The following is a 22444-nucleotide window of genomic DNA, read 5'->3' as shown; positions in this document are numbered from 1 at the left end:
GACCCGCCGTAGGCTGGGTAACCGGAAATCCATGTACATGTGGAACTCTTGACACTCGTCCGTACGTACTATTACCGGCCATGCATTGTCCGGCCGGCCAGGCAGTTCGGGGGAAACTCATGCGTCACTTCGGGCACCTATCGCCCGCTGCCCGCGAGGGCCTGTTCTTCCGCGAGCCATGCGCTTTCGGGGCCGACTCGCCCGCGGGCCTGCTCTCGGTCGCCCTGGGCGCCACGCTCTACTCCCCGGCCACCCGTCCGGCCCTCGCCGACGACGTGATGAAGCAGGCGGCGCGCGGAGTCGTCTCCATGGTGCTCTGCCTGGAGGACTCGATCGACGACGCCGAGGTGATCGATGCCGAAGCCAACCTGATCAGGCAGTTCACCGCGCTCGCCGACCGGGAGACGGCGGCCGACGAGGTGCCGCTGCTCTTCATCCGGGTCCGCGAACCGGCCCAGATCACCGACCTGGTGAACCGGCTCGGCGACGCCGTACGGATGTTGTCCGGTTTCGTACTTCCCAAATTCACCGCAGAGCGCGGAGCCCACTTCCTGGAGGCCCTCACCGAGGCGGAATCCTCCTGCGGCCGACGGCTGTTCGCCATGCCGGTCCTCGAATCGCCCGAGCTTCTCCACCTCGAAACCCGCGCGGAAGTGCTCCAGGGCATCGCCCGCTCCGTCGACAAGTACCGCGACCGGGTGCTCGCGCTGCGGCTCGGCGTCACCGACTTCTGCTCGGCCTACGGCCTGCGCCGTGCACCCGACATGACCGCGTACGACGTCCAGATCGTCGGATCCGTCATCGCCGACGTGGTCAACGTGCTGGGCCGCGCGGACGGCACGGGCTTCACGATCACCGGCCCGGTCTGGGAGTACTTCCGCCGCCAGGAGCGCATGTTCAAACCGCAGCTGCGCCACAGCCCCTTCCTGGAGGGGCGGGCCGAGGAGCTGCGCACCGCCCTCATCCAGCACGACCTGGACGGCCTGCTGCGCGAGATCGAACTGGACCGGGCCAACGGCCTGCTCGGCAAGACCTGCATCCACCCGTCGCACGTCGCGCCCGTCCACGCACTTTCCGTGGTCAGCCACGAAGAGTTCACGGACGCCCAGGACATCCTGCGGCCGGACCGCGAGGGCGGCGGGGTGCTGCGCTCGGCGTACACGAACAAGATGAACGAGGTGAAGCCCCACCGGGCCTGGGCCGAGCGCACGCTCCAGCGGGCCGAGGTCTTCGGGGTGGCGAGGGAGGACGTCGGCTTCGTGGAACTGCTCGCGGCCGGCCTGGTGACCTGAGAGGGTGCGCCGACGCACGGAGACCGCACGGAGCCGCACGGAGCCGCACGGAGCCGCGCGGAGACCGCGTGGAGCCAGGCGAAGGCGGCGGAGGCCGGACGAACCGGTTGCGTGGCGACGAGTGAGCTGGACGCGTCACGATGAGTGAACGGAGCGCGCGACGATGAGCGGGCGCGCGAGGAGAGAAGAGGCCGTGGACGTGGTGTGGTCGGGCGACTGGGTGGCCGAGCGGCTGGGCGTCGAGCTGGAGGGGGACGCGGAGCTCCATGAGCTGCTGGGCCTGGCCCTGCGCCGCAACCCGAAGCGGGCGCACCTGCTCGTGTCGAACGTGCTCGGCAAACACGTGCCCCAGCGGCCTTCCGTCGTGTACGGGGCCGGGTTCGCCCTCGGTGAGCGGGTGCGCGAACTCCTCGGCACCGACGCGGCCCGCCGCGCGGTGGTCCTCGGCTACGCGGAGACGGCCACCGGTCTCGGCCACGCCGTCGCGGACGGCCTGCGTGACGCCCCCTACCTCCACTCCACCCGGCGTCCCGTGCCCGGCGTGGCGCCCGCGGGCGGCTTCGAGGAGGCCCACTCGCACGCCACCACGCACCTGCTGCTGCCCGAGGACCCCGGCCTGCTGGCCGCCGACGCCGACGGGACGGCCCCGCTCGTCCTGGTCGACGACGAGTTCTCCACGGGCAACACCGTGCTCAACACCGTCCGCGCGCTGCACGACCTGCAACCGCGCGAGCGGTACGTCATCGTCGCCCTGGTCGACATGCGCTCGGCCGGCGACCGCGAACGCCTGAGGGCCTTCGCGGCCGAGATCGGCGCCCGCGTCGACCTGGTGGCCCGCAACTCCGGCACGGTCACGCTTCCCGACGGCGTACTGGAGCGCGGCCGGGCCCTGGTCGCCGTGGAGGAGGCCGGACAGAAGGCCGCAGAGAAGACCGCAGAGAAGGCCGCAGAGAAGGCCGCAGAGAAAGCGGCAGAGAAGGCCGCGCAGGAGGCCGGGCCGGTCGCCGCGCGGGAGGCCGGGCGGCCTGCCGAGGGCGCGCGCTCAACCGCCGCCGCGCCGCAGGAGAGGCCCACCACCGCATCGGCCCCGGCCTCGGCCGCCCCGCGTGTCCGCCGGGTAGCCCTGGGGTGGCCCGCGGGCGTCCCCGACGGCGGCCGGCACGGCTTCACCCCCGCCCACCGCGCCGCGCTCGAAGCGGCGCTCCCGGCCATGGCGGACCGGCTGGCGGCAGAGCTGGGCGGGGCCCGCCGCGTCCTCGTCCTCGGCTTCGAGGAGCTGATGTACGCCCCGCTGCGCCTCGGCACCGCCCTGGAGGCCCGTACCGACGCCGAGGTCCGCTCCTCCACCACCACCCGCTCCCCGGTCCTCGCCGTCGACGATCCCGGCTACGCGATACGCACCCGCCTGGTCTTCCCGGCGCACGACGACCCGGCCGACGGCCCCGGCGACCGGTACGCGTACAACGTGGCCGGAGCGGGCTTCGACGCCGTGATAGCCGTGGTCGACTCGGTCGCCGACACCCCCGCCCTGCACGCCCCCGACGGGCTGCTCGCCCGGCTCGCCGAGCACACCGGCCGGGTCCTCCTCGCCGTCGTCCCGTCCCACACGCCCGCCCGCACCTCTTCGCCCGCCCCCCGACGGCAGGAGCCCGCCGTGCTGCCCGAGCCCCTTCGAGGCCCCGACTTCTCCAGCTACGCACCCGAAGACGTCGGCTGGCTGCTCCAGGACCTCTCGGACACCGAGCTGGAGGCGCCGACCGAGGAGCGCGAGGAGGCGATCCAGAGCGGCGGCGCCCACTACGCCGAATCGCTGCCCGTGGAGTACCAGCCGAGCCCCGAGTACCAGGCCCTGTTCCAGGCCGCTCTCGACACCTCGGCCGCCCGCATCGCCCGCGCCGTCGGCACCGTCACCGAAACCCTCCTGGCCGAACGCGGACCGCGCCCCGTGCTCGTCTCGCTCGCCCGCGCCGGGACGCCCGTCGGCGTGCTGATGCGCCGGTGGGCCCGCCACCGGCACGGCCTGGACCTGCCGCACTACGCCATCTCCATCGTCCGGGGCCGGGGCATCGACGCCACCGCCCTGCGCTGGCTGGCCGCCCACCACGACCCGGCCGATGTCGTGTTCGTCGACGGCTGGACCGGCAAGGGCGCCATCACCCGCGAACTGGCAGCAGCGATCAGCGAGTTCGAGGCGTCGGGCGGCCCTGCGGGCTTCAACCCGGAGATCGCGGTGCTGGCCGACCCGGGCGGCTGCGTCCGCACGTACGGCACCCGCGAGGACTTCCTGATCCCCTCCGCCTGCCTCAACTCCACGGTGTCCGGCCTCATTTCCCGTACCGTCCTGCGCGCCGACCTGGTCGGGCCTGACGACTTCCACGGCGCGAAGTTCTACCGCGAGCTGGCCGGTTCGGACGTCTCCGGCGACTTCCTCGACGCCGTCGCGGCCCACTTCGGCGAGGTGGCCGGCCGCGTCGACGCCGAGGCGAAGGAACTGCTCACCGCCGACCGCGCCCCGACCTGGGAGGGCTGGGCGGCCGTCGAGCGGATCAGCGAGGAGTACGGCATCCACGACGTCAACCTGGTCAAGCCGGGCGTCGGCGAGACGACCCGGGTCCTGCTGCGCCGGGTCCCGTGGAAGATCCTCGCGAAGCGCGGCGCGGGCCAGGACCTGCTCCACATCCGCCTGCTGGCCGAGCAGCGCGGCGTACCGGTCGAAGAGGTCGACGAACTCCCGTACAGCTGTGTCGGCCTGATCCACCCGCGCTTCACCCGCGGCGCGACGGGCGCGGACGGCAGGGCGGTGACGGGCGCGTGAACACCACCACCCCGCAGCACTCCGCCTCACAGCACTCCGCCCCACAGCTCTCCGCCCCACAGCTCTCCGCCTCGCAGGTCGCCTCCCCGCAGCACTCCGCCTCGCAGGCCGCCTCCGCGCAGGTCTCCACCGACACCCCCGTCACCCTGGTGGCGAGCGACCTCGACCGCACCCTGATCTACTCGGCGGCGGCGCTCCACCTGCCCATGCCGGACGCCGACGCGCCCCGCCTCCTGTGCGTCGAGGTGTACGGGCACAAGCCCCTGTCGTACCTGACCGAGACGGCCGCAGCCCTCCTCACCGACGTGGCCGGCTCCACCGTCTTCGTCCCCGCCACCACGCGCACCCGCGAGCAGTACCACCGCATCAACCTCCCGGGCCCCGCGCCCCGGTACGCCATCTGCGCCAACGGCGGGCACCTCCTGGTCGACGGCGTCTCCGACCGCGACTGGCAGGACCGGGTCGCCGCCCGGCTCGCCGCCGAGTGCGCCCCGCTCGCCGAGATCCAGGCCCACCTCGCCGCCACCGCCGATCCGGCGTGGCTCCTCAAGGAGCGCGTGGCCGAGGACCTTTTCGCCTACCTCGTCGTCGAACGGTCCCTGCTGCCCGAGGAGTGGGTGAAAGAGCTGGCCGTCTGGGCGCAGCCGCGCGGCTGGACCGTCTCCCTCCAGGGCCGCAAGATCTACGCGGTGCCCGTCCCGCTGACCAAGAGCGCCGCGATGAACGAGGTCGCCCGCCGCTCCGGCGCCACCCGCACGCTGGCCGCCGGGGACTCCCTCCTCGACGCCGACCTCCTGCTCGCCGCCGACCTCGGCTGGCGCCCCGGCCACGGCGAACTCGCCGAGAACGACTGGCGGGCCCCGCACGTCGAGGCGCTGGAGGAGCGGGGCGTGGCGGCGGGCGAGGAGATCCTGCGCCGGTTCCTCACGGCGGCACGCGGCTGATTCCCGTGCGTGCCGGACGGCACTGCGACAGGCTGGGGCCACGGCGCGGCCGACGGACGCGGCGCCACGACACCGAGGGAAGCGCAGCCGGATGAGCAAGGGCAACGACACCACGATGACGGACGAGCTGTACGCGTACGTGCTGGCCCACAACCCGCCGCTGGAACCGGTCCAGCGGGAGCTGGTGGAGACCACGTACGCACGGTTCCCCGACCACGCCGGGATGCAGTCGGCCGAGGAGCAGGCGCCGCTGCTCGCCTTCCTCGTCCGGCTCGTCGGCGCCCGCCACGTGGTGGAGATCGGCACGTTCACCGGTTTCAGCGCCCTGGCGATGGCCCAGGCGCTGCCCGCCGACGGCACGCTGATCGCGTGCGACATCTCGCGGGAGTGGACGGCGTACGGACAGGAGGCATGGGAGAAGGCGGGCGTCGCGGACCGTATCGACCTGCGCGTCGCCCCCGCCCTGGAGACCCTGCGCGCGATGCCCGCCGAGCCGCACATCGACTTCGCCTACCTGGACGCGGACAAGGGCGGCTACATCGCTTACTGGGAGGAGCTGGTGCCCCGGATGCGCCCCGGCGGCCTGATCGCCGTGGACAACGTGCTCTTCCACGGAGCCGTCACCGACCCGGAGGCGACCGGACCGGCGGCGGCGATCAAGGAGTTCAACGACCACGTGGGAGCGGACGCGCGAATGGACAGCGTGCTGCTGACGGTGGCGGACGGCCTGACGCTGTCCCGTAGGAAGTAGCGCCGGCGGACGGCTCTCTCAGCCGCAGACGACCGTCCCGGTCGGCGCGCTCACCCGCAGCTCCTCACCCGCAGCCCCTCAGCCGCAGCACCCTCCGCCGCAACAGCCCCCGCCGCCGCCACCGCCACCGCCGGAGGAGGGGGCGGGCGCGGAGCCTGTGGCGGTGCCGCCCACGGCGACGGTGGAGAGCAGTTTGACGGTATCGTCGTGGCCTGCGGGGCAGGAGGCGGGATCGGACGACTGGGCCATGGGACGGCTGAGTTCGAACGTGTCGCCGCAGGTGCGGCAGCGGAATTCGTAGCGAGGCATGGGCTCAGGCTAGTCCGTGCGGCGGGCCCGCGTCAGTGGCGCGGGGACGGCGGTAAGGGGACAGCGGTACGAAGGCGGGGCGTGTGCTGGAGGTGCTGGGCGCGGCAGGATCAGGAGCCGCCGCCGCGCTCCTCGCGGATGTCGGACACCACGCGCGCCGCCGTCCGCCGCACGGCCTCGGTCTCGGTCAGGAAGTGCCAGTAGTCGGGGTGCCGGCCCTCCAGACCGGCGATGGCCCGGTCCAGCCGGGCGACGGAGTCGTCCAGCGGCCGGGCGTGCCGCGGATCGGGCGTCTGCCGCCCGGACATCGCCAGCCGCTGCGCGTCCCGCACGGCGAACCGGGTCCGCTCGATCTCCCGCTGCGGGTCCTTCGCCACCGCGTCCAGCCGCTGCAACCGGTCCCCGGCCGCAGAGACCGCCTCATCGGTCGCGTTGAGCAGGGCCCGCACCGTGCTGAGCCGCGCCGTGGCGTCGGCCCAGTGCTGCTCCGCGCGCGCCTTCCCGGCCTCCGCGAGCTTGGCCTCGGCCTGCCGTACGTTCACGAGGGCCTGCTCCGGCACCGGCTGGAGATCCTGCCAGCAGGCGGCCGAGAAGCGCCGCCGCAACTCGCTGAGGACCGGCTCCACCGCGCCTGCGCGGGTCGTCAGCGCCTGCGCGCGGGTCCGCAGGGACACCAGCCGGCGGTCGATCTCGGCGGCCCGCTCCGGCAGCCGCTCCGCCTCGGCACGCACGGCCTCGGCATCGCGCAGCACCACATCCGCCCGCTGAAGCGTCTCAGCGACGCCGTGGCGGCCCGCGCCCTGGTTCAGCTTGGTCAGCTCCGGGGCGAGGGCGGCGAGCCGGGCGGCGAGGTCGTCGGCGCGCAGACCCGCGGCCCGTACGGAGTCGAGGGCGTTGCTCGCCGCGAGGAGCGCCTGCCGGGCCCGCTCCACGGCGGGCGCGAGCCGCGCGAGCTGCGTTTCCGCCTTGCCCAGCAGCGGGCCGAGCCCCTGCGCGAAACGGTCCAGCTCGCCCTTGACCCGTACGAGGTCGTCCTTGGCCCGGGTCAGGTCGGCGCGCGCGCCGGCGGCCGCGGAGGGCTCCAGATCGTCCCGGTCCAGGTCGTGGGCGTCGACGGCGGTGATGTAGGTGTGGCTGACCTCGTCGATCCGGCGTCCCAGGGCGGCGAAGTCCTCCACCGCCCGGCGGCCCTGCGGGGAGTCGTCGACGGCGCTGATGGTTTCGACGGAGATCTTCAGATCCCGCTGGGCGGTGTCCAGCTCGTAGAAGGCCCCGGCCGCCGCGTCCTTCGCCGCCTGGGCCTCGGCGCGCTGGTTCTCCCCGCGCCCGCCGAACCAGCGGCGCGTGCCACCGCCGCCGGCGAAGGCGGCGGGCAGCACGGCGGCCAGCAGGGGCACGGGCAGCAGCACCAGGGCCACCACCTCGGCGACGGCCCGCACGCCACGCGGCGTCCGCCACCCGTCGGCCCGCCGGCCGCCCCGGACTCCCGGAACGCCCTCGACGGCGGGGCCCCCACCCGCTCGTGCCTTCGGCCGCGTGCGTGTCGCCGTCACATGCCTCTCCCGTGCTGTTCCGCCCCTGCCCGGTACATTCTCCCACCAGGTAACGACGAACACACGGGCCGGTTGGTTCGCGCTTCGGACGTCGACTTGGCCGTCTCGCTGCGCGCTTCGACCACATGAGGGCCCGGTGCCGCGCGGGACGCCGCTCCTCACGCCGGCGTCCTCAGCGCGGGCGGCCACCGGCTGTCCGAGGCGACCCGCAGGCGGACGACCGGGGCACATGGCCCGACCAGCCGAAAGCCGCCCTGAGCGGAACGCGGAACGGTTTGCGGGCGGGGCCCCCGGGCCATGTACGCTGTTCCCTCATCCACGGGTGCGTAGCTCAGGGGTAGAGCGCTGCTCTTACAAAGCAGATGTCGGCGGTTCGAAACCGTCCGCGCCCACCAGCACAAAGACCCCCAGCCGATCATGGCTGGGGGTCTTTGACATCCACTTCTGACATCAACGGGCGCGGTCACCCACGGTCGGGACGCTGCCGCCTCAGCATCCGGTCTAGGTGACTCACGGCCTCGCGCTGCGTGTCCTGCTCGACGTGTAATGGTGACGTCGGGTAGTGAAACTGTCTGAATGCCCCAGCAGTCCTGATCGCGTACCGCTGCGTTGGAACGACGGCTAAGATCCACAGCGACATCGCGTGTCGGTCGCCGGCTGGGTGAGGCATGGAGGTGTCGGGAGGTGCCCTCGGAGGCATTCCTTGTCAGTTGAGTTGAACCACACGATCGTCCATGCCCGGGACAACCGGGAGTCTGCCGAGTTTTTCGCGGACCTGCTGGGCCTTGAGATCACCGCAGAGTGGGGTCCGTTCATCGCGGTCGACCTGAGTAATGGCGTCACGCTGGACTTCGCCGCGATCCCCGCAGACAAGATCACCCCGCAGCACTACGCCTTCCTGGTCTCCGAGGCGGAGTTTGATGCGGCATACGCGCGGATCACGCAGCGCGGCATCGAGCACTACGCCGACCCGCACCGGCAACACCCCGGCGCGATCAACCACAACGACGGCGGACGCGGCGTGTACTTCATGGACCCGGTCGGCCATGCCATGGAGCTCATTACCGTGCCGTATGGCGGCTGGCCGTCGTAAGCACATGAGCCGAGGGCTGCACCCTGCGTTGGGGTGCAGCCCTCGACTGCTGCTTGGTCGAGGATCGCAGTCAGTGTCTTTGTGTTCGCCTTCCCGACGCTGGTCGTGATGATGAAGGCCATGGGGGGAGAAACGCTTGCGCGTGGGCCGAGGTCGGCATCGTCGCCCTGACCTGTGGGCGTGAAGAACGAAACTATTGCCTCCCGGGCACGTAGCGGTGGCTGACTTCTGCGGCGTAGGTGGCCCAGTCGCCAGCGGAGAGGCGTTGCCAGGCGACGGCGGCATCGGTGTGGATGCCCAGGGTGTGGGCGGGGATCTCGGTGGCGAGCTGGAAGAGCGCCGTGCTGCGGGCCTGATTGGGACGGATCCCGAGCCGGTTCAGCCGCTGTGTCAGCTGTGTGGTGCTGATCGGCCGTCCGGGCTGTCCGCCGGGGAAGAGCCATCGAGACGGTGTCAGGGCGCCGATGGTCGCGTGGCCCTTGCGGTTCGCCACGACGGTGCGGGCGAGGTGGGCGACGGGCTCGGGCAACTGGATGGGGGCGTCGCCGAGGTGGAGACGTACTTCCTGGACGCCGATCTCGACGTCCTCGGTGGTCAACCGGTGGATCGCCGACGGCCCTTGGGCGTAAAGGAGGAGAAGCAGTCCGGCGAGGCGGTCTTCGGGATTGAGGGTGTCGTCGTGCAGGAGCCGGCGTGCGACGTTCCAGCGGTGTTCGTCGTCGAGTGGCTGGGTGGGGCCGTTCCAGCGGACGGCGGGGACGTGGACAGTGGTGAGCTTGTTGGTGCGGGCCCAGCGGATGAAATGCCCGGCTATGTAGCGGTAGGTGGCGGAGTCGTCGGTGAGCCAGCGGTCGAGGTCGGCCTGTCGGCAGGTTTCCAGGGTGAGGCCGTGGGTTACCGGTGCAGGACTTTGCGCTGCTCGGGGTCTTGCTGGGATGCGAGGAGGCCGGTGAGGAAGCGTTCGAGGCGGACCATGTACTCGTCCCGCTCGGGCAGGGCACCGACGCTGACGAGGACTTGGCGGAGGTGGGCGAGGGGCGGGCTGTCGGGCAGCGCGTCGAGGGCCTCGTGAGTCAGGGCTCGTCTGCCGGCCGCGAGGTCGGCCAGGACCGGAGACACGGACGGCTTGTTCAGCCACCGCTTGGCGGTGAGGGGGTGCTCGGTGGTGGCGATGTCCTTCCGCAGGGCTTCAAGGCACCCGGCTGCGCTCCGCTCCGCCGGGCGCGCTTCCCGGCTCTGGCTGCGCCCGCGCTCCTGCCTTCGGCCCGCTTGGCGCTGCCGCCGCCGACGCGCGCCCGCTGTGTAGGCCCGTGGGGCATGAGACGAGAACCAAGCCCGCGGCTTCAAGACGATGCCTCCGGCGGGGGCGCTCAGACTCCGGGATGGACGGGGCGCCGCTCGCGAGTGCCGGCCGGAGCGTGGCGAGCGTCGTGGGGCGCCCATCCCGACCACCTTCGACCCAGGCAGAGCCGAGCAGTCGCGGCCCAGGGCGTCAAGGTCGTTCGTACAGTGGCGCGCTCCACCTTGACGCCCTGAACCACGACCGCTCCACGGTGTGTGGGTCGAAGGCGGACGGGATGGGAGTAGGGGGAGTGGTGGGTGCGGATGCGCGGTGTTTATGCAGGCTTAGGCTTGGCTGCCACTGGCAACAGCCCAACTTCTTCAAGATCGAGAACAGAGAGAAGCGGGGCTGCGATGCCAACCTTCACAGCAGACTGATGGATCGCTTCCCGCAGGTAGGGGCGCGCTACCGGAGTCGCGATGACTGAGGCGAACCGCTTAGCAATGGTTGCTGGAATGCTGACGGGCTCCGGCGTTCTGAAGACCGCGGCCACGTCTGCGACCATCCGACCCTCCGAGGTAACGACCACGGCCCGCATGCGGACAGCCAGCTGATTCCCCTCCATCCGCTGCATGAGCTGGATCTCTGCCTTGTCGTCGCTTCGTTCCTCGTCAGGGTCGTCACGAAGCCCGTCGAACCCATCGGTCCTGCGCGCACTCACCTCGTAGTAGACGATGTCAACAAGCTTGGCGAGTTGCTGCAGTTCCTCTAGCGATGACACCTCTCGCAACGACGACTCAGCACTCACGCAGCACCACGTCGGCCACCAGCCACCGGGACTGTCTCCGCGCTCTGTGCCAGCGGCTCCCAGCTGTCTGTGCTTAGGGCCGGTTCGTCGACAACGTGTGGCCTAATGGCCACAGCCATCCCTACTGCTCGGGCGTACCGCAGAAGAGTGGACAGCCGAGGGTCTCCCCCCAGGCGCTCCAGATCGGAGACGGCAGACTGAGTTGTCTCCATGGTCTGCGCTACCTGCTTCTGGGTGATGCGGCACGCTTTGCGATGCTTCACCAGGGTCTCCACGAGCATCATGACCGCGTCAACGTCGCTGGCGGCAGCACTCGTCTGCGCGTCGTCGAGGTCAAGACCAAGCAGCCCTGCAAGGTGCTCGTCCATAGCACTCCTTCCCTGACTGCCGAGTATCGCTCAGGACCGATATCACTTCAACGGCTACGTAGCGCCTGCGTCACTGCTTGGCCTGTTTTGCCACTCGGATAGCCGTTTGCGTGCCGTGTCAATATCGACTGGGTCCGTCTTCGCCTCTTGCGTGGACTTTTTGTTTACGAACCTGAGCGCGAGGAGCACCGGGCTCTCGCCGTCGATCAAGCTGTAGAAGAGCCTGAAGATCCGCTCCCCGCAGTTCAGCCTCAGCTCCCACAGCCCCTCACCGAGGAACTTGCGATCTTTGGGTAGCAGCTCCTCGTTGGCTGCGCGCTCCATGATCTTCCCCAGGCGTAGGCGCTCATGCTGTTTGAGCTGGCACTTAGCCATCTCCTTCTGGACGACATCGGCGTCCAGCGCTGACCGGTAGAACTGCCATGTCTTGGCCATCCACCCCCGCCTCCCGCACCTCACGCGGCGTTGACCTTACCGCGCGAACCCCGGCCGTAACAGAGGGTAAATCGACGCCGTCTGCTCGCCACTGACTAGTCGCTTGGAGTGGACTAGCGCCGCGCGGACACTCGCGTTAGTTGCTTGGGGACGGAGAGGTCGTGCGTCACTCCGGTGCGTCCTTGGAGCCGAAGGCGTTGTCAGAGCCGGGTCTTACGATCCCTCTATGCGAAGAGGAGCGATCACGCGAGAGTCCGTGCTCAAGGTCCTGGCGGAGCATGACGAGTTGGGGCGTGAAGCCTTCCTGACGAAGTACGGCTTCGGGGAGGCGCGGTCCTACGTCCTGGTTCACGAGGGCCAGGAGTACGACTCCAAAGCTGTCGCCGGGGTGGCCCACAAGTGGGATCAGGGGCGGGTCCTCACGCGGGACGAGTTCAGCGGGGGCAAGGATCATGCCGCGGCGTGGCTCAAGCGGGTTGGCTTCCCGGTCAAGGCCATCAAGAACCCGGACTGGGCTCGCGACGAGGTCATCCTTGCCTGCCACCTCGTGATGGAGAACGGCTGGAAGGGGCTGGACGCCGAGGACGGCCGGGTGGTGGAGCTGTCTGCCCTCCTCCAGTTGCTTCCCATCCACGCGGAGGCGGAGCGCAACGAAAAGTTCCGCAACTCCAACGGCGTCGCCCGTAAGACGTTCGACATCGCCAATCGCCACCCCGAGTATCAGGGGAAGCCCACCAACGGTGGTGCGCCACCGGCGAGTTGCAGTCCTTCGCGCCGACCGAGGACGAGGAGTTCGGCGACGACTTCAGCGCGCCGGAGGGGCGGCTGCTCATGCGGCGGCACCGGGCGCGTGAACGGAACAAGAGCCTGCGTAGGAAGAAGATCGCTTCTGTCCTTCAGCGTGGCGGACGGCTCGCTTGTGAGGCGTGCGGCTTCGACTTCGAGAAGATCTACGGGGACCGCGGTGCCGGGTACATCGAGTGCCACCACGTCCTTCCGCTCCATATCGCAGGAGAAGGCCGTACGAAGCTCAGCGATCTCGCCCTCATCTGCGCCAACTGTCACCGCATGATCCACCGGCGCGCGCCATGGCCGACTCCTGCGGAATTGCGAGCCTCGATAGAGCAGAAGCATGCAGATGACAGGCGGGCCGCCGCGGCTTTGACACGACCGCGCAGGGCAGCCGACGCAGATGCCGAACCCGTGAGCTGACATCCACTGCCGACATCAACGTCGGTGCACAACGGCAGCCTGGGAGAATCCTGGACGGCGGCCGCGGCCGGGCCCGCCAGGGTGCTTGACCACCTTCGGCCGAACTTACAAAGCAGATGTCGGCGGTTCGAAACCGTCCGCGCCCACCACGTACTACCGAATCCCCAGGTCGGGGTACAGGCGACCTGGGGATTTGCCCTTTCCACGCACTGCCACCCCAGTAGGTGCGGTAAAGCGGCCTGCTCTCAAGGGCGGGCCGCTACCGTGCGTCCGGACCATGCGGCTGAACCGGGCGGGTCCTCGGCGCGCACTTCGAGCTCTTGCAACTGCGGCTGGGCTCGTCGCCACGCCTCCAGCGCGGCCTGGATCTCCTCAGGGCTACCACCTTCCTTGATGAGGCGCCTTGCCTCAGGGGGTGGCCGACCGGAGGGTGTGCGGGTCCTGTCTGCGGGCGGCCGGGGCGCCGGCTCAGGTGTGGCAGGTGCACGCACAGCCCTGGCGGGTGCACGCGGCGTGCTGTTCGGCTGCGGCGATGTGCGGGAGCGGGCCGCGGCAGGCGGTGCTGTGTGTCGGCGCGTTGGAGGGCGCCCAGCGGCAGCGGGCGGCGAACTCCCGCACGGTCAGGCCGGCTCGGTGCGCAGCTCTCGGCTTCGCACGCCGAGGAGGACCCGGGCCCGCTGATAGTCGGTGCTTACATGGGGGAACGTACCCGTCGGATGAACTCTTCGTACCTAGCAGCGTGGTGCCATGCCGCGTCGCGGATCCGGCACGCCCGGACCACCTGCTCCGGATCGGTTGTCAGCTCCATTCGCCGGTCGGTGTCGTTGCAGTTGAAGCGTGCGACGACTCGGGAGTCGAACAGCCAGAAGTCCTCTTCGCAGCCGAGACCGATGGCTGCGGCCGCGGAGCGGTGCAGGTACCTGATGTCCTCGCCGGTGCCAAGGTTGTCGGGCGTCGTGGCCAGCAAGTACCGCTGGTTGTCTGTCGCAGGTTCGTCGACCAGGCGGACGCTCGCGATGCGCCGCCCGGTCGCTGTCTGCGCGCGGACGTTGACGAACCAGGGGCCGTCCTCGTCGCGGGGCGGCGCGACACCTTGGAGGAACTGCCGGTACTCCACGGTTTCCTGGTCGGCGGCGTACTCCCGGCGGGTCTCCAGCCGCCATGCGGTGTGCTCGAAGCCGTCGCGGAAGAAGTCGAGTATCCGGGCGGCGGAGACGACGCTCGGCAACGTCACTTCTTCGGGGCGAAGTTGACGAGCAGCGCTCGGTCGACGGTGTATCCCTGGACCTCGCCCGAGTCGACGTTCTCGTAGAGCGTCGGGCACTCGCCGGTCTTCGAGTTGGTGCCGAGCATCCGCAGTGTGCGGGCCATGTTCGTCCCCCTCTTGGTCGTGACCCGGCCGCGCAGCCGGGCGGAGCCGAACGTCGCTCGGTGATCGAGAAACGCGCCGGCGTTCGTGCGCGGCGGCCGGACGCCGGTTCATCCGCCGGCCGACAGCGGCCCGGATGCGGCTCCGCAGGCCCCGGTGCACCGTGGAGGCATGGCCGAGCATCCTCCCGTGATCGTCCATCCGCCCTCCGCGACCGGGGGGCGGCGGGTCACCGTGCGTGGGCAGATCGTGGGGCTGGCGCACGGGCGCGGTGAGGTGGCCTCCCTGCTGCGGGCCGCCGGGCTCGGCCCGGGGCCGCAGGAAGTCGTCGAGCTGAACCGGCCCGAGCTGATCGAATGGCGCGGCGGCGACCTGGACACCTGGGGGTGATCCCGTGCGACGTCGTCGTGGTCGAGGCCCCTGACACTTCACCCGTTCGGGTGCATCCAGGTGGCTGGCCCGGCCTGCCGCGAGGAACGTCGGAGCTGATCAGTCCAGACCGACAGGGCAGGTCGGGCACCACGCAGGCGTGGTGCCCGTTCCGTCAGAGGAGTTCCCATGTCGCAACCCAGCTCACCCACGCCCGGCCCATCGAGCCCCGCCTCCTCCGGGTCGGACGTCAGAACCGGCAGCCCGTGGGCCGCCGGAGGGACGATGTTCGCCGGAGTCCTGCTCTTCGTGGACGGTGTCCTCGGAGTGCTCAAGGGCATCGCCGGGATCGCCACCAACGACGTGTACGCGCGCATCAACGACTACGTCTTCAAGTTCAGCGTGAGCTCGTGGGGCTGGATCCACCTCGTCCTCGGCGTGATCCTCATCATCGTCGGCTGGGGCATCCTCAGCGGCCGGACGTGGGCCCGTGTGCTGGGTGTGGTGATCGCCTCGCTCACTCTGATCGCCAACTTCATGTGGCTCCCGTACCAGCCGGTGTGGGCCGTCGTGACCATCGCCATCGACATCTTCGTCATCTGGGCCCTGTGCACCGACCGGTCGAGGGACCGGTCGAGGACCGTGGTCTGACGGGGGAGGCGGCGAAGCCGCGGGCGGCGCGGTACCCGGGTCGGGTCCGCACCGCCCGCGGTTCGTCCGAGCGGTGCGGCCACCGCGCCGGATCGGGCCGATCGCTCTTGTCAGTGGTGCGGTCCACACTGGAGGCATGTGCCGCAGTATCAAGACCCTTCGCCCGCCCGCTCTCCCCGGAGAGGCCACCGAGGAGGACATGCGGGCCGCAGCCCTTCAGTACGTGCGGAAGGTGTCCGGTTTCCGGGCGCCCGCCGCGCACAACCGCGAGGTGTTCGATCGTGCCGTCGACGAGATCACCGCAGCCACCATGACGCTGCTGGACGGCCTCGAAATACGGGGCGCGGCCAGGAGCTGAGGGCCAGGAGCTGAGGTCCCGGAGGATCAGGGCGTGACCGGCGACGGAGCAGGGGCCGCCGGTGCGCTGGCAGGTGCCGGTACGGAGACCGGCGGGAGAGCGGCTGCCGCCGCGTTCGGCGTCGCGTCGGCCGCCGACGCGGTCGCGTCCGCCCCGGCCGGGCGCTTCATCAGGAACGCCGCCAGCCCGCCGGCGACGAACAGCGCCAGGACCGATACGGCCGTCCCGAACCAGGTCGAGCCCAGCCACCGGCCGCCGAAGTAGCCCAGCCCCACGCTGTAGCCCGCCCAGGCCAGGCCCGCCAGCGCCGACCACGGCAGGAAGTCGCGCACCCTGCGGTGCGCCGCGCCCGCACCGAGCGAGACCACGGAGCGGCCGGCCGGGGCGAACCGGGCGATGATCACCAGCGCGCCGCCGCCCCGGCTCAGGGCCGCGCCGAGGCGCTCCTGCGCGGTGGTGAGACGCCGGGAGCGGGCGATGGCCCGGTCCAACCGGTCACCGCCGCGCCAGGCCAGCCGGTACGCGACCAGGTCGCCGAGCACCGAGGCCGTCGCCGCGCAGAGGATCAGTACGACCAGGGAGGGCACCTGCCCGGTCGCCCCGCCGCCCGTGGCGCTGACCGTGGTGGAGCCGGCAGCCGCCGCCGTGGCCGCCGTGATCACGAGGACACCGCTGGGCAGCAGGGGCAGGAACACGTCCAGGAGCACCGAGAGGGCGACCACCGCGTAGATCCATGGGCTGCTGGTCAGCGCGCCCACACTCTCAAGCACCGTCTACTCCCCGATCGTGTCAACGCCGCGACGTCGCAGGGGAGCGGCAGGGGCGGCAGTGTCAGCTGTACAGCGTACGCCGAAGGGGGTATCGCGCAGGAGGCGGGCCGGGTGATGTTGTGCAGGTCACGTACACCTCGCGGACGCTGTGCCGTTAGGAGAAGGACAGCATCGGCGAGAGGCCCTGGAGCAGCGCATGACGGCAGGCTCGGTACGGACGACGACAGCGCACGGTACGGACCACGGCACGGACCACCAGGCGGACCGCGGCACGGACCACGAGGCGGACCGCGCCGGCGATCGCGTCACGGACCAGGTTGTGGACCGCGGCGCGACCGCCCCCTCGCACCTGACAGGCCGCAGAGCGGGAGCGCGGCGGAGCGGAGCGCTTCCGCGGGTCTCGGGGGTGGTCGCGGGAGCGGCCGTCCTGCTCGTGCTGGCGGGCGGCCTCGGCGCGGCCCACGGAGCGGACGGCGGGCAGAGCGGGGCGAGTCGGCAGAGCGGGGCGAGCGGGCACGGCGGTCAGGGGGCGGCCGACAGCCATGCGGCGCACGGCGGGCAGGGGCCGAGTGGTGCGGGCTCCGGGGGCAGGGGCTCCCGGCGCACGGGAACGGCGGGCACGGGAACGGCGGGCACGGGCTCCGGGGGCACGGGGACGGGTGCGGCCGGCGGAGTCGGATCCGCCGGCGGAGGTGCGGAGGTGGCCGGCGGTGTGGGGCCGGCCGGCGGGGGCGCGTCCTGGGCCCGTAAGCACGGGGTCTTCTCCCCGCCCGGCGCGTTCGTCCCGTCCGACGCCCTGACGTACGACGCCCGGCTCGTGCCGCCGGCCGCGCGGATCGAGGTGGCGCAGTACGCGGACCGGGCCGGGACCGGGGTCGCGGCCCGGCTGGAGGGGCTCGTCGCGAACCGCGCGTACGGCGCGCACGTCCACACCTCTCCGTGCGGAGCCGATCCGGCGGCGGCCGGGCCGCACTACCAGCACCGTCCGTCCGCCACCGCCGACCCGGAGAACGAGGTGTGGCTGGACTTCCGCACCGACCGGCACGGGAACGGCGCGGCGCGGGCCCGGCACGGCTGGGGCTTCCGCGAGGGCGGCGCACGGTCGGTGGTCATCCACGACGAGCAGGGTGGCGCGGGCGAACGGATCGCGTGCTTCACGGTGCCGTTCGGGCCCTACGGCACGGGGTGACGCCGGGCGTCCCGCACCGCGCCACCCCGGCCCGGCGGGGGCGTCGGGTCAGACCGAGACGGTCCGGGGCTCCTCGTGCCGGGCCGTCTCGACGGGGGCGTGCTCCTTCCGCCCGCCGAAGAACCGGTCCACGGCCAGCGCGCCCGGCCCGGTGAAGACCAGCAGGAGGAACGCCCAGCAGAAGATCGCCGAGGCTTCGCCGCCGTTCTCCGTCGGCATGAGCGCCTGCGGCTGGTGGACCGTGAAGTACGCGTAGGCCATCGAGCCGGACGCGAGGAAGGCGGCGGCGCGGGTGCCGAGGCCGAGGGCGACCAGCGCGCCGCAGACGAGTTGGATCAGGGCGGCGTACCAGCCGGGCCAGGCCCCGGCCTCCGCCTCCCGGCCGCCGAACACGCCGAAGAGCGTGGAGGCGCCGTGCAGGGCGAAGATCAGGCCGATGGCGAAGCGGTAGAGGCCGAGCGCGTAGGGCTGGGCCTCGTTCAGGCGGAGGGACAGGCGGAGGGGCATGGGGGCTCCTTCGGTCGTGGGGGGACGTGAACCGATTGAGCGCCTCAGGTTAGGGAAACCTCATCAGTGCTTGCAAGTTCAACATTCTGCTGCGTGGCGGAAAATCGTCTATTTCTCGGACGTCAGTGCGCGCTCAAGAACGGTCTCCAACCGGGCGCCTTCGGTGCTCGCTGTGGCCTGTACCAATGTCAGTGCGGAGTTCCGGCCACGCAACGTGAGCGTCATGAGCTGATTGCCGAACCACGGGCCGCCCGACCTGCCCCAGGAGACCGGTGGCGTGCCCGTACGGCCGTGGCGCGCCAGCATCCGTCCCAGCCGCTGGCCGGCCCGGCTCCAGCCGAAGCGGAATCCGGCGCGGATCGGCCGTGGGATCGAGTTGTGCACGGGCGAGCAGGTCAGCTGGAGGACGCGTGCTTCGGGCGGGCCGCCGGTGACGGTGGCCGGCCAACGGGGCTCGGTGATGTACGCGTGGTGCACGTCGCCCGAGAGCACGCAGACGGTCGCCGGGGCGTCCGGCCCGCTACCCGCGCGGCGCAGCAGTTCCGTGAACGTACGGAAGGAGTCCGGGAACGCCGCCCAGTGCTCCAGGTCGGCGGCGCGTCGCACCTTCTCGCCGAAGCGGGCCCAGCGGCTGCCCCGGGCTCCCGCGCACAGCGCCGCGTTCCACGTCTCCGCGTCGTGGACGAGCGGAGGGAGCAGCCAGGGCAGGGAGCTGCCGATGAGCAGGTGGTCGTACGAACCGGGATCGCCGAGCACTTCCTCGCGCAGCCAGCGGTCCTCGTCGGCGTCGAGCATCGCCCGCCGCCGCTCGTCCAGGACACGGGCGGCCCGGGTGTCGACCATCACCAGCCGTACTCGGCCGAAAACACGTCGGTAGCTCCAGCGGGTGCGGGTGGGGTCCGCGTCCGTCTCGGCGGCGAACCGGCGCAGCGTCTCGGTGCCGTCGGACGCCTCCCGGACCGCCGCGTAGACGGGGTCGGCCGCCAGCTCGGCGGGGGAGAGGTTGCCCAGGTGCTGATGGACCCAGTACGACATGAGCCCGCTGACGATCCGCTCGTGCCACCAGGGCGTGGCGCGGATGTCCTCCTGCCAGGCGGCGCTGGTGTTCCAGTCGTCGATGACGTCGTGGTCGTCGAAGATCATGCAGCTTGGAACCGTGGAGAGCAGCCAGCGGACCTCCGGGTCGCGCCACGATTCGTCGTAGAGGTAGGTGTACTCCTCGTAGTCCGCGATCTCCGTGCCCGGCGGTTCGCTCAGGTCGCGCCGGGCCGCGAGTCTGCGCCGCGTCGCCCCGGACGTCTCGTCCGCGTACACCTGGTCGCCCAGGAGCAGGAGGACGTCGGGGCGCTCGGCGGCGGGGTCGGCGGCGAGGCCGGCGGCCAGGGTGACCAGCGCGTCCGGGCCGACGGGGTCGTGCCCGCCGCCGGGGGCCGCCGCCCAGCGGCACGAGCCGAACGAGATCCGGACGCCCTGCCCGGCCGCCTCCTCGCCCCCGGCCACCGCGGGCGTGGTGATGGTGCTCGGCGGGAGGCGCGAGTCCCGCGGCGGCCAGACCCTCCGGCCGCCGGCCAGCACCTCGTACGCCGTGGTGGAGCCCGGGGTCAGGCCCTCCACGACCACGAGGGCGTAGTGGTGGCCCGCCACCGCGAAGGTCGGGGACGAGCCGGAGGCGCCGTCCGCGCACCGCACGTCCACGGTGCACGGACGGCTCGCCTCCACCCAGACCGTCGCGGCGGCCCCGGACTCCCAGTCGACGTACCGCAGCAGTGGTCCCAGACGCAGCCCGGTCATGTGGTGCCTCCTCGCTCCGTGGTCACGGACGAGTCCGAGCGTACGGAACGGCACCGCGCGGGCGTACGTCTTATGGCGGCCCGCGCGGTCAGCAGCCGTTCAGGGCCGACTGGAGCGCGCTCTTCTCGGCCGAGTCGACGCTGAGACCGTAGTAGTGCTTCACATGGACCCAGGCGCGGACGTAGGTGCACGTGTACGCCGCGCGGGACGGCATCCACTCGGCCGGGTCCTTGTCGCCCTTGGCCTGGTTGACGTTGTCGGTGACGGCGATGAGCTGCGGGCGGGTCAGGTCGTTGGCGAAGGACTGCCGCTGCGCCGTGGTCCAGCCGCTCGCTCCCGAGCGCCACGCCTCGGCCAGCGGGACCATGTGGTCGATGTCCAGGTCGGAGGCGGCGCTCCAGGTCGCCCCGTCGTACTGCGAGTACCAACTGCCGCTCACCGCGGCGCAGGAGGAGTCCTGCTGGACGTTCGAACCGTCGCGCTTCAGGACCACCTCGCGTGTGTTGCAGGCCCCCGACTGGGTGATCCAGTGCGGGAACTTGTCGCGGCTGTACCCGCTGGACGAGCCCTCCGCGCCGACGGTGAGCTGGCCGAGATAGGTGCGTGCGGTCGCCGCGCTGACCGGCGTGGGCATGGCCGCCGAGGCGGTCGGCGCGGTGAACAGGACGGAGGTGGCGGCGAGGGCGGCGGTTGCGGCGGCGACGGCGGTGCGACGCGCGTAGACACCTGACATGGAAACTCCCTTGATGTGGGGGGTGCTTGGACGGGCGGCCGGTGGAGCCCGGTCATCGTTGCGGCGCAAGGTTTCTGCTGAGTGGGCGCCAGGTAACAGAGTGACGACATGTGCACGTCACATCAAGGGGTAGGGCGGGTTGTGCGGGGGTGAAGTGATCCCGGGGGCGTACTCGGTGTGTTGGGGCGGCGGAGCCTCGCCCGCCCGCTGTCCGGCCCGCCCGATGTCCGGCCCGCCCGCTGTCCGGCGGCCCTATCGTGGCCGGGTGCTGCTACCCGTGTCCCCCACTCTCGGGGTCGTCCTCGCCGTCCTGTTGGTGTTCGCGGCCGGTGTCGCCGCGTGGGCCTCGCTGGGCCGATCGCGCGAGATCCTGGTGGCCGGGATACGGGCCGCGGTCCAACTCGGCGTCGTCTCCCTGGTGATCGGGTGGGTCGCGCGCGGCCTGCCGCCCCTGCTCGCCTTCGTGGCGCTGATGTTCGCCGTGGCGGTGTGGACGGCGGGGCGGCGGATCACCGGCAACCGGACCTGGCGGTGGGCGGCCGTGCCGATCGCGGCGGGCGTGCTGCCGGTGGTGGTGGCGCTGCTGATCACGGGGCTCGTGCCGGTCCGGGGCCTGGCGCTCATTCCGGTGACGGGCATCCTCATCGGCGGGGCGCTGACCGCGACCGTCCTGAGCGGGCGGCGCGCGCTGGACGAGATGGCCGCCCGGCGCGGCGAGGTGGAGGCGGCGATGGCCCTCGGGCTGCTCGACCGGGACGCGCGGCTGGAGATCGTACGCCCGGCGGCGTCGGACGCGTTGCTGCCCGGACTGGACCAGACCCGGACGGTCGGTCTCGTCACCCTGCCGGGCGCGTTCGTCGGCATGCTGCTGGGCGGCGCGTCACCGGTCCAGGCGGGCGCGGTGCAACTGTTCGTCCTGGTGGCCCTGATGGCCGTCCAGGCGGTGGCCGTCGCCACGGTGCTGGAGCTGGTCGCGCGCGGGCTGCTGCACCGGGACTGACGGGGAAGACCGGACGGGGGAGAGGGAACCGGGCCGGCAGAGAAGGGGAGGCGTGTCCGGCCGGGAGCGTGGCGGGAGCGCGCGGCGGGCGGTCCCGGGTGGCCGGTGCCGGGCGTGTCGCGTGTCGCCTCTCGGGCGTCTCGGGCGTCTCGGGTGCGTCAGGTCGCGCTGATGTGCAGGCGGATCGAGCCGTCCCCGGCCACCTCCACCCGTACCAGCGTCAGGTCCTCGACGTGGGCGTCCGGCGAGAGCGCCGCGGCACGCGGACCGACGCCCACCACGCGCATGCCGGCCGCCCGGCCCGCCGCGACGCCCGCCTCCGAGTCCTCGAACACCACGCAGTCCGCCGCCTCGAAGCCCAGCGCCGCCGCACCCTTGAGGAAGCCCTCGGGGTCCGGCTTGCTCGCTCCGACCTGCTCGGCGGTGACGCGGACGGCGGGCATCGGCAGGGCGGCAGCCGTCATCCGGGCCGTGGCGAGCGCGCTGTCGGCCGAGGTCACCAGTGCGTGCGGGAGAGCGGCGATCGCGGCCATGAACGCGGCGGCGCCGCCGATCGGGACCACGCCGTCGACGTCCGCCGTCTCCTCGGCGAGCATCACCCGGTTGTCCGCGTGGTTCTCCTCCATGGGCCTGTCCGGCAGCAGGACGGCCATCGTGGCGTAGCCCTGGCGTCCGTGGACCACCTTGAGCGCCGCCTCGGGGTCCAGCCCGTTCGCCACGGCCCACCGGCGCCAGCAGCGTTCCACGACGGCGTCGGAGTTGACGAGGGTGCCGTCCATGTCCAGAAGGAGGGCTCGGGCGGTGAGGACGGTGGCCGGCATCGGCTGACTCCAGAACGCGGGGTG

26 protein-coding genes and 1 tRNA gene are annotated in these 22444 nt (G+C 71.7%); 12 read left to right on the top strand and 15 right to left on the bottom strand.

The genetic code is table 11. The features are described 5' to 3' along the window. Positions 1 to 119: 119 nt before the first annotated feature. From EES43_RS07900 to EES43_RS07885, 4 genes are all read left to right on the top strand, one after another. On the top strand, positions 120 to 1292 hold the full coding sequence (locus tag EES43_RS07900) for an HpcH/HpaI aldolase/citrate lyase family protein (protein WP_124268060.1): 1173 nt from the start codon (positions 120 to 122) through the stop codon (positions 1290 to 1292). A gap of 163 nt (positions 1293 to 1455) precedes the next feature. Further along, the gene (locus EES43_RS07895) at positions 1456 to 4107 is read left to right on the top strand and encodes a phosphoribosyltransferase (protein ID WP_124268059.1); all 2652 of its coding nucleotides are present in this window, start codon (positions 1456 to 1458) and stop codon (positions 4105 to 4107) included. Positions 4108 to 4256: 149 nt separating this feature from the next. Continuing rightward, positions 4257 to 5051, top strand: a complete 795-nt coding sequence (locus EES43_RS07890) for an HAD family hydrolase (protein ID WP_124271844.1) — start codon at positions 4257 to 4259, stop codon at positions 5049 to 5051. 91 nt (positions 5052 to 5142) lie between these two features. Next, positions 5143 to 5802: an O-methyltransferase gene (locus EES43_RS07885; RefSeq protein ID WP_124268058.1), complete on the top strand. Its 660-nt coding sequence runs from the start codon at positions 5143 to 5145 to the stop codon at positions 5800 to 5802. A 78-nt stretch (positions 5803 to 5880) separates the two neighbouring features. On the opposite strand, the gene EES43_RS07880 is transcribed toward EES43_RS07885, so the two are convergent. Continuing rightward, complete coding sequence (locus EES43_RS07880) at positions 5881 to 6111, bottom strand: FmdB family zinc ribbon protein (protein ID WP_124268057.1); 231 nt, start codon at positions 6109 to 6111, stop codon at positions 5881 to 5883. Between the two features lie 110 nt (positions 6112 to 6221). Then, positions 6222 to 7520 (bottom strand): coiled-coil domain-containing protein, encoded by a 1299-nt coding sequence (locus EES43_RS07875; protein WP_206430172.1) that lies wholly within the window; start codon positions 7518 to 7520, stop codon positions 6222 to 6224. Positions 7521 to 7984: 464 nt separating this feature from the next. On the opposite strand from EES43_RS07875, the gene EES43_RS07870 reads away from it, so the two are divergent. After that, a tRNA-Val gene (locus EES43_RS07870) sits at positions 7985 to 8059 on the top strand. Positions 8060 to 8367: 308 nt separating this feature from the next. After that, the gene (locus tag EES43_RS07865) at positions 8368 to 8757 is read left to right on the top strand and encodes a VOC family protein (RefSeq protein ID WP_124268055.1); all 390 of its coding nucleotides are present in this window, start codon (positions 8368 to 8370) and stop codon (positions 8755 to 8757) included. A 193-nt stretch (positions 8758 to 8950) separates the two neighbouring features. Here the strand turns inward: EES43_RS07865 and EES43_RS07860 are convergent, their stop codons facing one another. The 6 genes from EES43_RS07860 to EES43_RS31820 all read right to left on the bottom strand — a co-directional run bounded on the left by EES43_RS07860 (position 8951) and on the right by EES43_RS31820 (position 12362). After that, positions 8951 to 9355 (bottom strand): hypothetical protein, encoded by a 405-nt coding sequence (locus tag EES43_RS07860; protein WP_124268054.1) that lies wholly within the window; start codon positions 9353 to 9355, stop codon positions 8951 to 8953. Positions 9356 to 9651: 296 nt separating this feature from the next. Beyond that, positions 9652 to 9876 carry a hypothetical protein gene (locus EES43_RS07855; RefSeq protein WP_124268053.1) on the bottom strand — a complete coding sequence of 75 codons (225 nt, stop codon included), beginning with the start codon at positions 9874 to 9876 and terminating at the stop codon, positions 9652 to 9654. A gap of 497 nt (positions 9877 to 10373) precedes the next feature. Beyond that, positions 10374 to 10847 carry a hypothetical protein gene (locus tag EES43_RS07850; protein ID WP_206430005.1) on the bottom strand — a complete coding sequence of 158 codons (474 nt, stop codon included), beginning with the start codon at positions 10845 to 10847 and terminating at the stop codon, positions 10374 to 10376. Continuing rightward, complete coding sequence (locus tag EES43_RS07845) at positions 10844 to 11215, bottom strand: helix-turn-helix domain-containing protein (RefSeq protein ID WP_050361301.1); 372 nt, start codon at positions 11213 to 11215, stop codon at positions 10844 to 10846. The genes EES43_RS07850 and EES43_RS07845 overlap by 4 nt, the downstream gene beginning before the upstream one ends. Positions 11216 to 11269: 54 nt before the next feature. After that, positions 11270 to 11650 carry a type II toxin-antitoxin system RelE/ParE family toxin gene (locus tag EES43_RS07840; RefSeq protein ID WP_124268052.1) on the bottom strand — a complete coding sequence of 127 codons (381 nt, stop codon included), beginning with the start codon at positions 11648 to 11650 and terminating at the stop codon, positions 11270 to 11272. A 166-nt stretch (positions 11651 to 11816) separates the two neighbouring features. Further along, positions 11817 to 12362, bottom strand: coding sequence for a hypothetical protein (locus EES43_RS31820; protein WP_346774273.1), 546 nt, complete (start codon positions 12360 to 12362; stop codon positions 11817 to 11819). A gap of 119 nt (positions 12363 to 12481) precedes the next feature. On the opposite strand from EES43_RS31820, the gene EES43_RS31815 reads away from it, so the two are divergent. Beyond that, positions 12482 to 12862, top strand: a complete 381-nt coding sequence (locus EES43_RS31815) for an HNH endonuclease (RefSeq protein ID WP_346774357.1) — start codon at positions 12482 to 12484, stop codon at positions 12860 to 12862. Between the two features lie 691 nt (positions 12863 to 13553). Here the strand turns inward: EES43_RS31815 and EES43_RS07830 are convergent. After that, a complete protein-coding gene (locus tag EES43_RS07830) occupies positions 13554 to 14090 on the bottom strand; it encodes a DUF6879 family protein (protein WP_124268051.1) in 537 nt (178 codons plus the stop codon). Positions 14091 to 14092: 2 nt separating this feature from the next. Further along, positions 14093 to 14233 (bottom strand): hypothetical protein, encoded by a 141-nt coding sequence (locus EES43_RS31195; protein WP_164493073.1) that lies wholly within the window; start codon positions 14231 to 14233, stop codon positions 14093 to 14095. Positions 14234 to 14402: 169 nt separating this feature from the next. On the opposite strand from EES43_RS31195, the gene EES43_RS07825 reads away from it, so the two are divergent. The 3 genes from EES43_RS07825 to EES43_RS07815 all read left to right on the top strand — a co-directional run bounded on the left by EES43_RS07825 (position 14403) and on the right by EES43_RS07815 (position 15609). After that, a complete protein-coding gene (locus EES43_RS07825; protein ID WP_124268050.1) occupies positions 14403 to 14621 on the top strand; it encodes a hypothetical protein in 219 nt (72 codons plus the stop codon). Positions 14622 to 14789: 168 nt separating this feature from the next. Continuing rightward, entirely contained in the window at positions 14790 to 15251 is a 462-nt protein-coding gene (locus EES43_RS07820; protein WP_124268049.1) for a DUF7144 family membrane protein, read from the top strand. 136 nt (positions 15252 to 15387) lie between these two features. Then, on the top strand, positions 15388 to 15609 hold the full coding sequence (locus tag EES43_RS07815; protein WP_124268048.1) for a DUF2277 domain-containing protein: 222 nt from the start codon (positions 15388 to 15390) through the stop codon (positions 15607 to 15609). A 26-nt stretch (positions 15610 to 15635) separates the two neighbouring features. On the opposite strand, the gene EES43_RS07810 is transcribed toward EES43_RS07815, so the two are convergent. Next, on the bottom strand, positions 15636 to 16379 hold the full coding sequence (locus EES43_RS07810) for a DedA family protein (RefSeq protein WP_124268047.1): 744 nt from the start codon (positions 16377 to 16379) through the stop codon (positions 15636 to 15638). A 196-nt stretch (positions 16380 to 16575) separates the two neighbouring features. Here EES43_RS07810 and EES43_RS07805 point away from each other — a divergent pair, with 196 nt between their 5' ends. Further along, the gene (locus EES43_RS07805; protein WP_241192348.1) at positions 16576 to 17568 is read left to right on the top strand and encodes a superoxide dismutase family protein; all 993 of its coding nucleotides are present in this window, start codon (positions 16576 to 16578) and stop codon (positions 17566 to 17568) included. Between the two features lie 48 nt (positions 17569 to 17616). Here EES43_RS07805 and EES43_RS07800 read toward each other — a convergent pair whose 3' ends face one another. The 3 genes from EES43_RS07800 to EES43_RS07790 form a co-directional block, all read right to left on the bottom strand. Then, positions 17617 to 18063 carry a DoxX family protein gene (locus tag EES43_RS07800; RefSeq protein WP_124271841.1) on the bottom strand — a complete coding sequence of 149 codons (447 nt, stop codon included), beginning with the start codon at positions 18061 to 18063 and terminating at the stop codon, positions 17617 to 17619. A 120-nt stretch (positions 18064 to 18183) separates the two neighbouring features. Then, complete coding sequence (locus tag EES43_RS07795) at positions 18184 to 19866, bottom strand: alkaline phosphatase D family protein (protein WP_124268046.1); 1683 nt, start codon at positions 19864 to 19866, stop codon at positions 18184 to 18186. Between the two features lie 88 nt (positions 19867 to 19954). Beyond that, positions 19955 to 20599, bottom strand: a complete 645-nt coding sequence (locus EES43_RS07790) for an HNH endonuclease family protein (RefSeq protein WP_124268045.1) — start codon at positions 20597 to 20599, stop codon at positions 19955 to 19957. A gap of 265 nt (positions 20600 to 20864) precedes the next feature. Here EES43_RS07790 and EES43_RS07785 point away from each other — a divergent pair, with 265 nt between their 5' ends. Continuing rightward, positions 20865 to 21599, top strand: a complete 735-nt coding sequence (locus EES43_RS07785; protein WP_124268044.1) for an ABC transporter permease — start codon at positions 20865 to 20867, stop codon at positions 21597 to 21599. 158 nt (positions 21600 to 21757) lie between these two features. On the opposite strand, the gene EES43_RS07780 is transcribed toward EES43_RS07785, so the two are convergent. Then, a complete protein-coding gene (locus EES43_RS07780; RefSeq protein ID WP_124268043.1) occupies positions 21758 to 22420 on the bottom strand; it encodes an HAD-IA family hydrolase in 663 nt (220 codons plus the stop codon). Between the last annotated feature and the right edge of the window lie 24 nt (positions 22421 to 22444).

Source organism: Streptomyces sp. ADI96-02 (assembly GCF_003846185.1).
Classification (GTDB): Bacteria; Actinomycetota; Actinomycetes; order Streptomycetales; family Streptomycetaceae; genus Streptomyces.
This window is presented reverse-complemented; position numbering and strand designations above follow the sequence as displayed.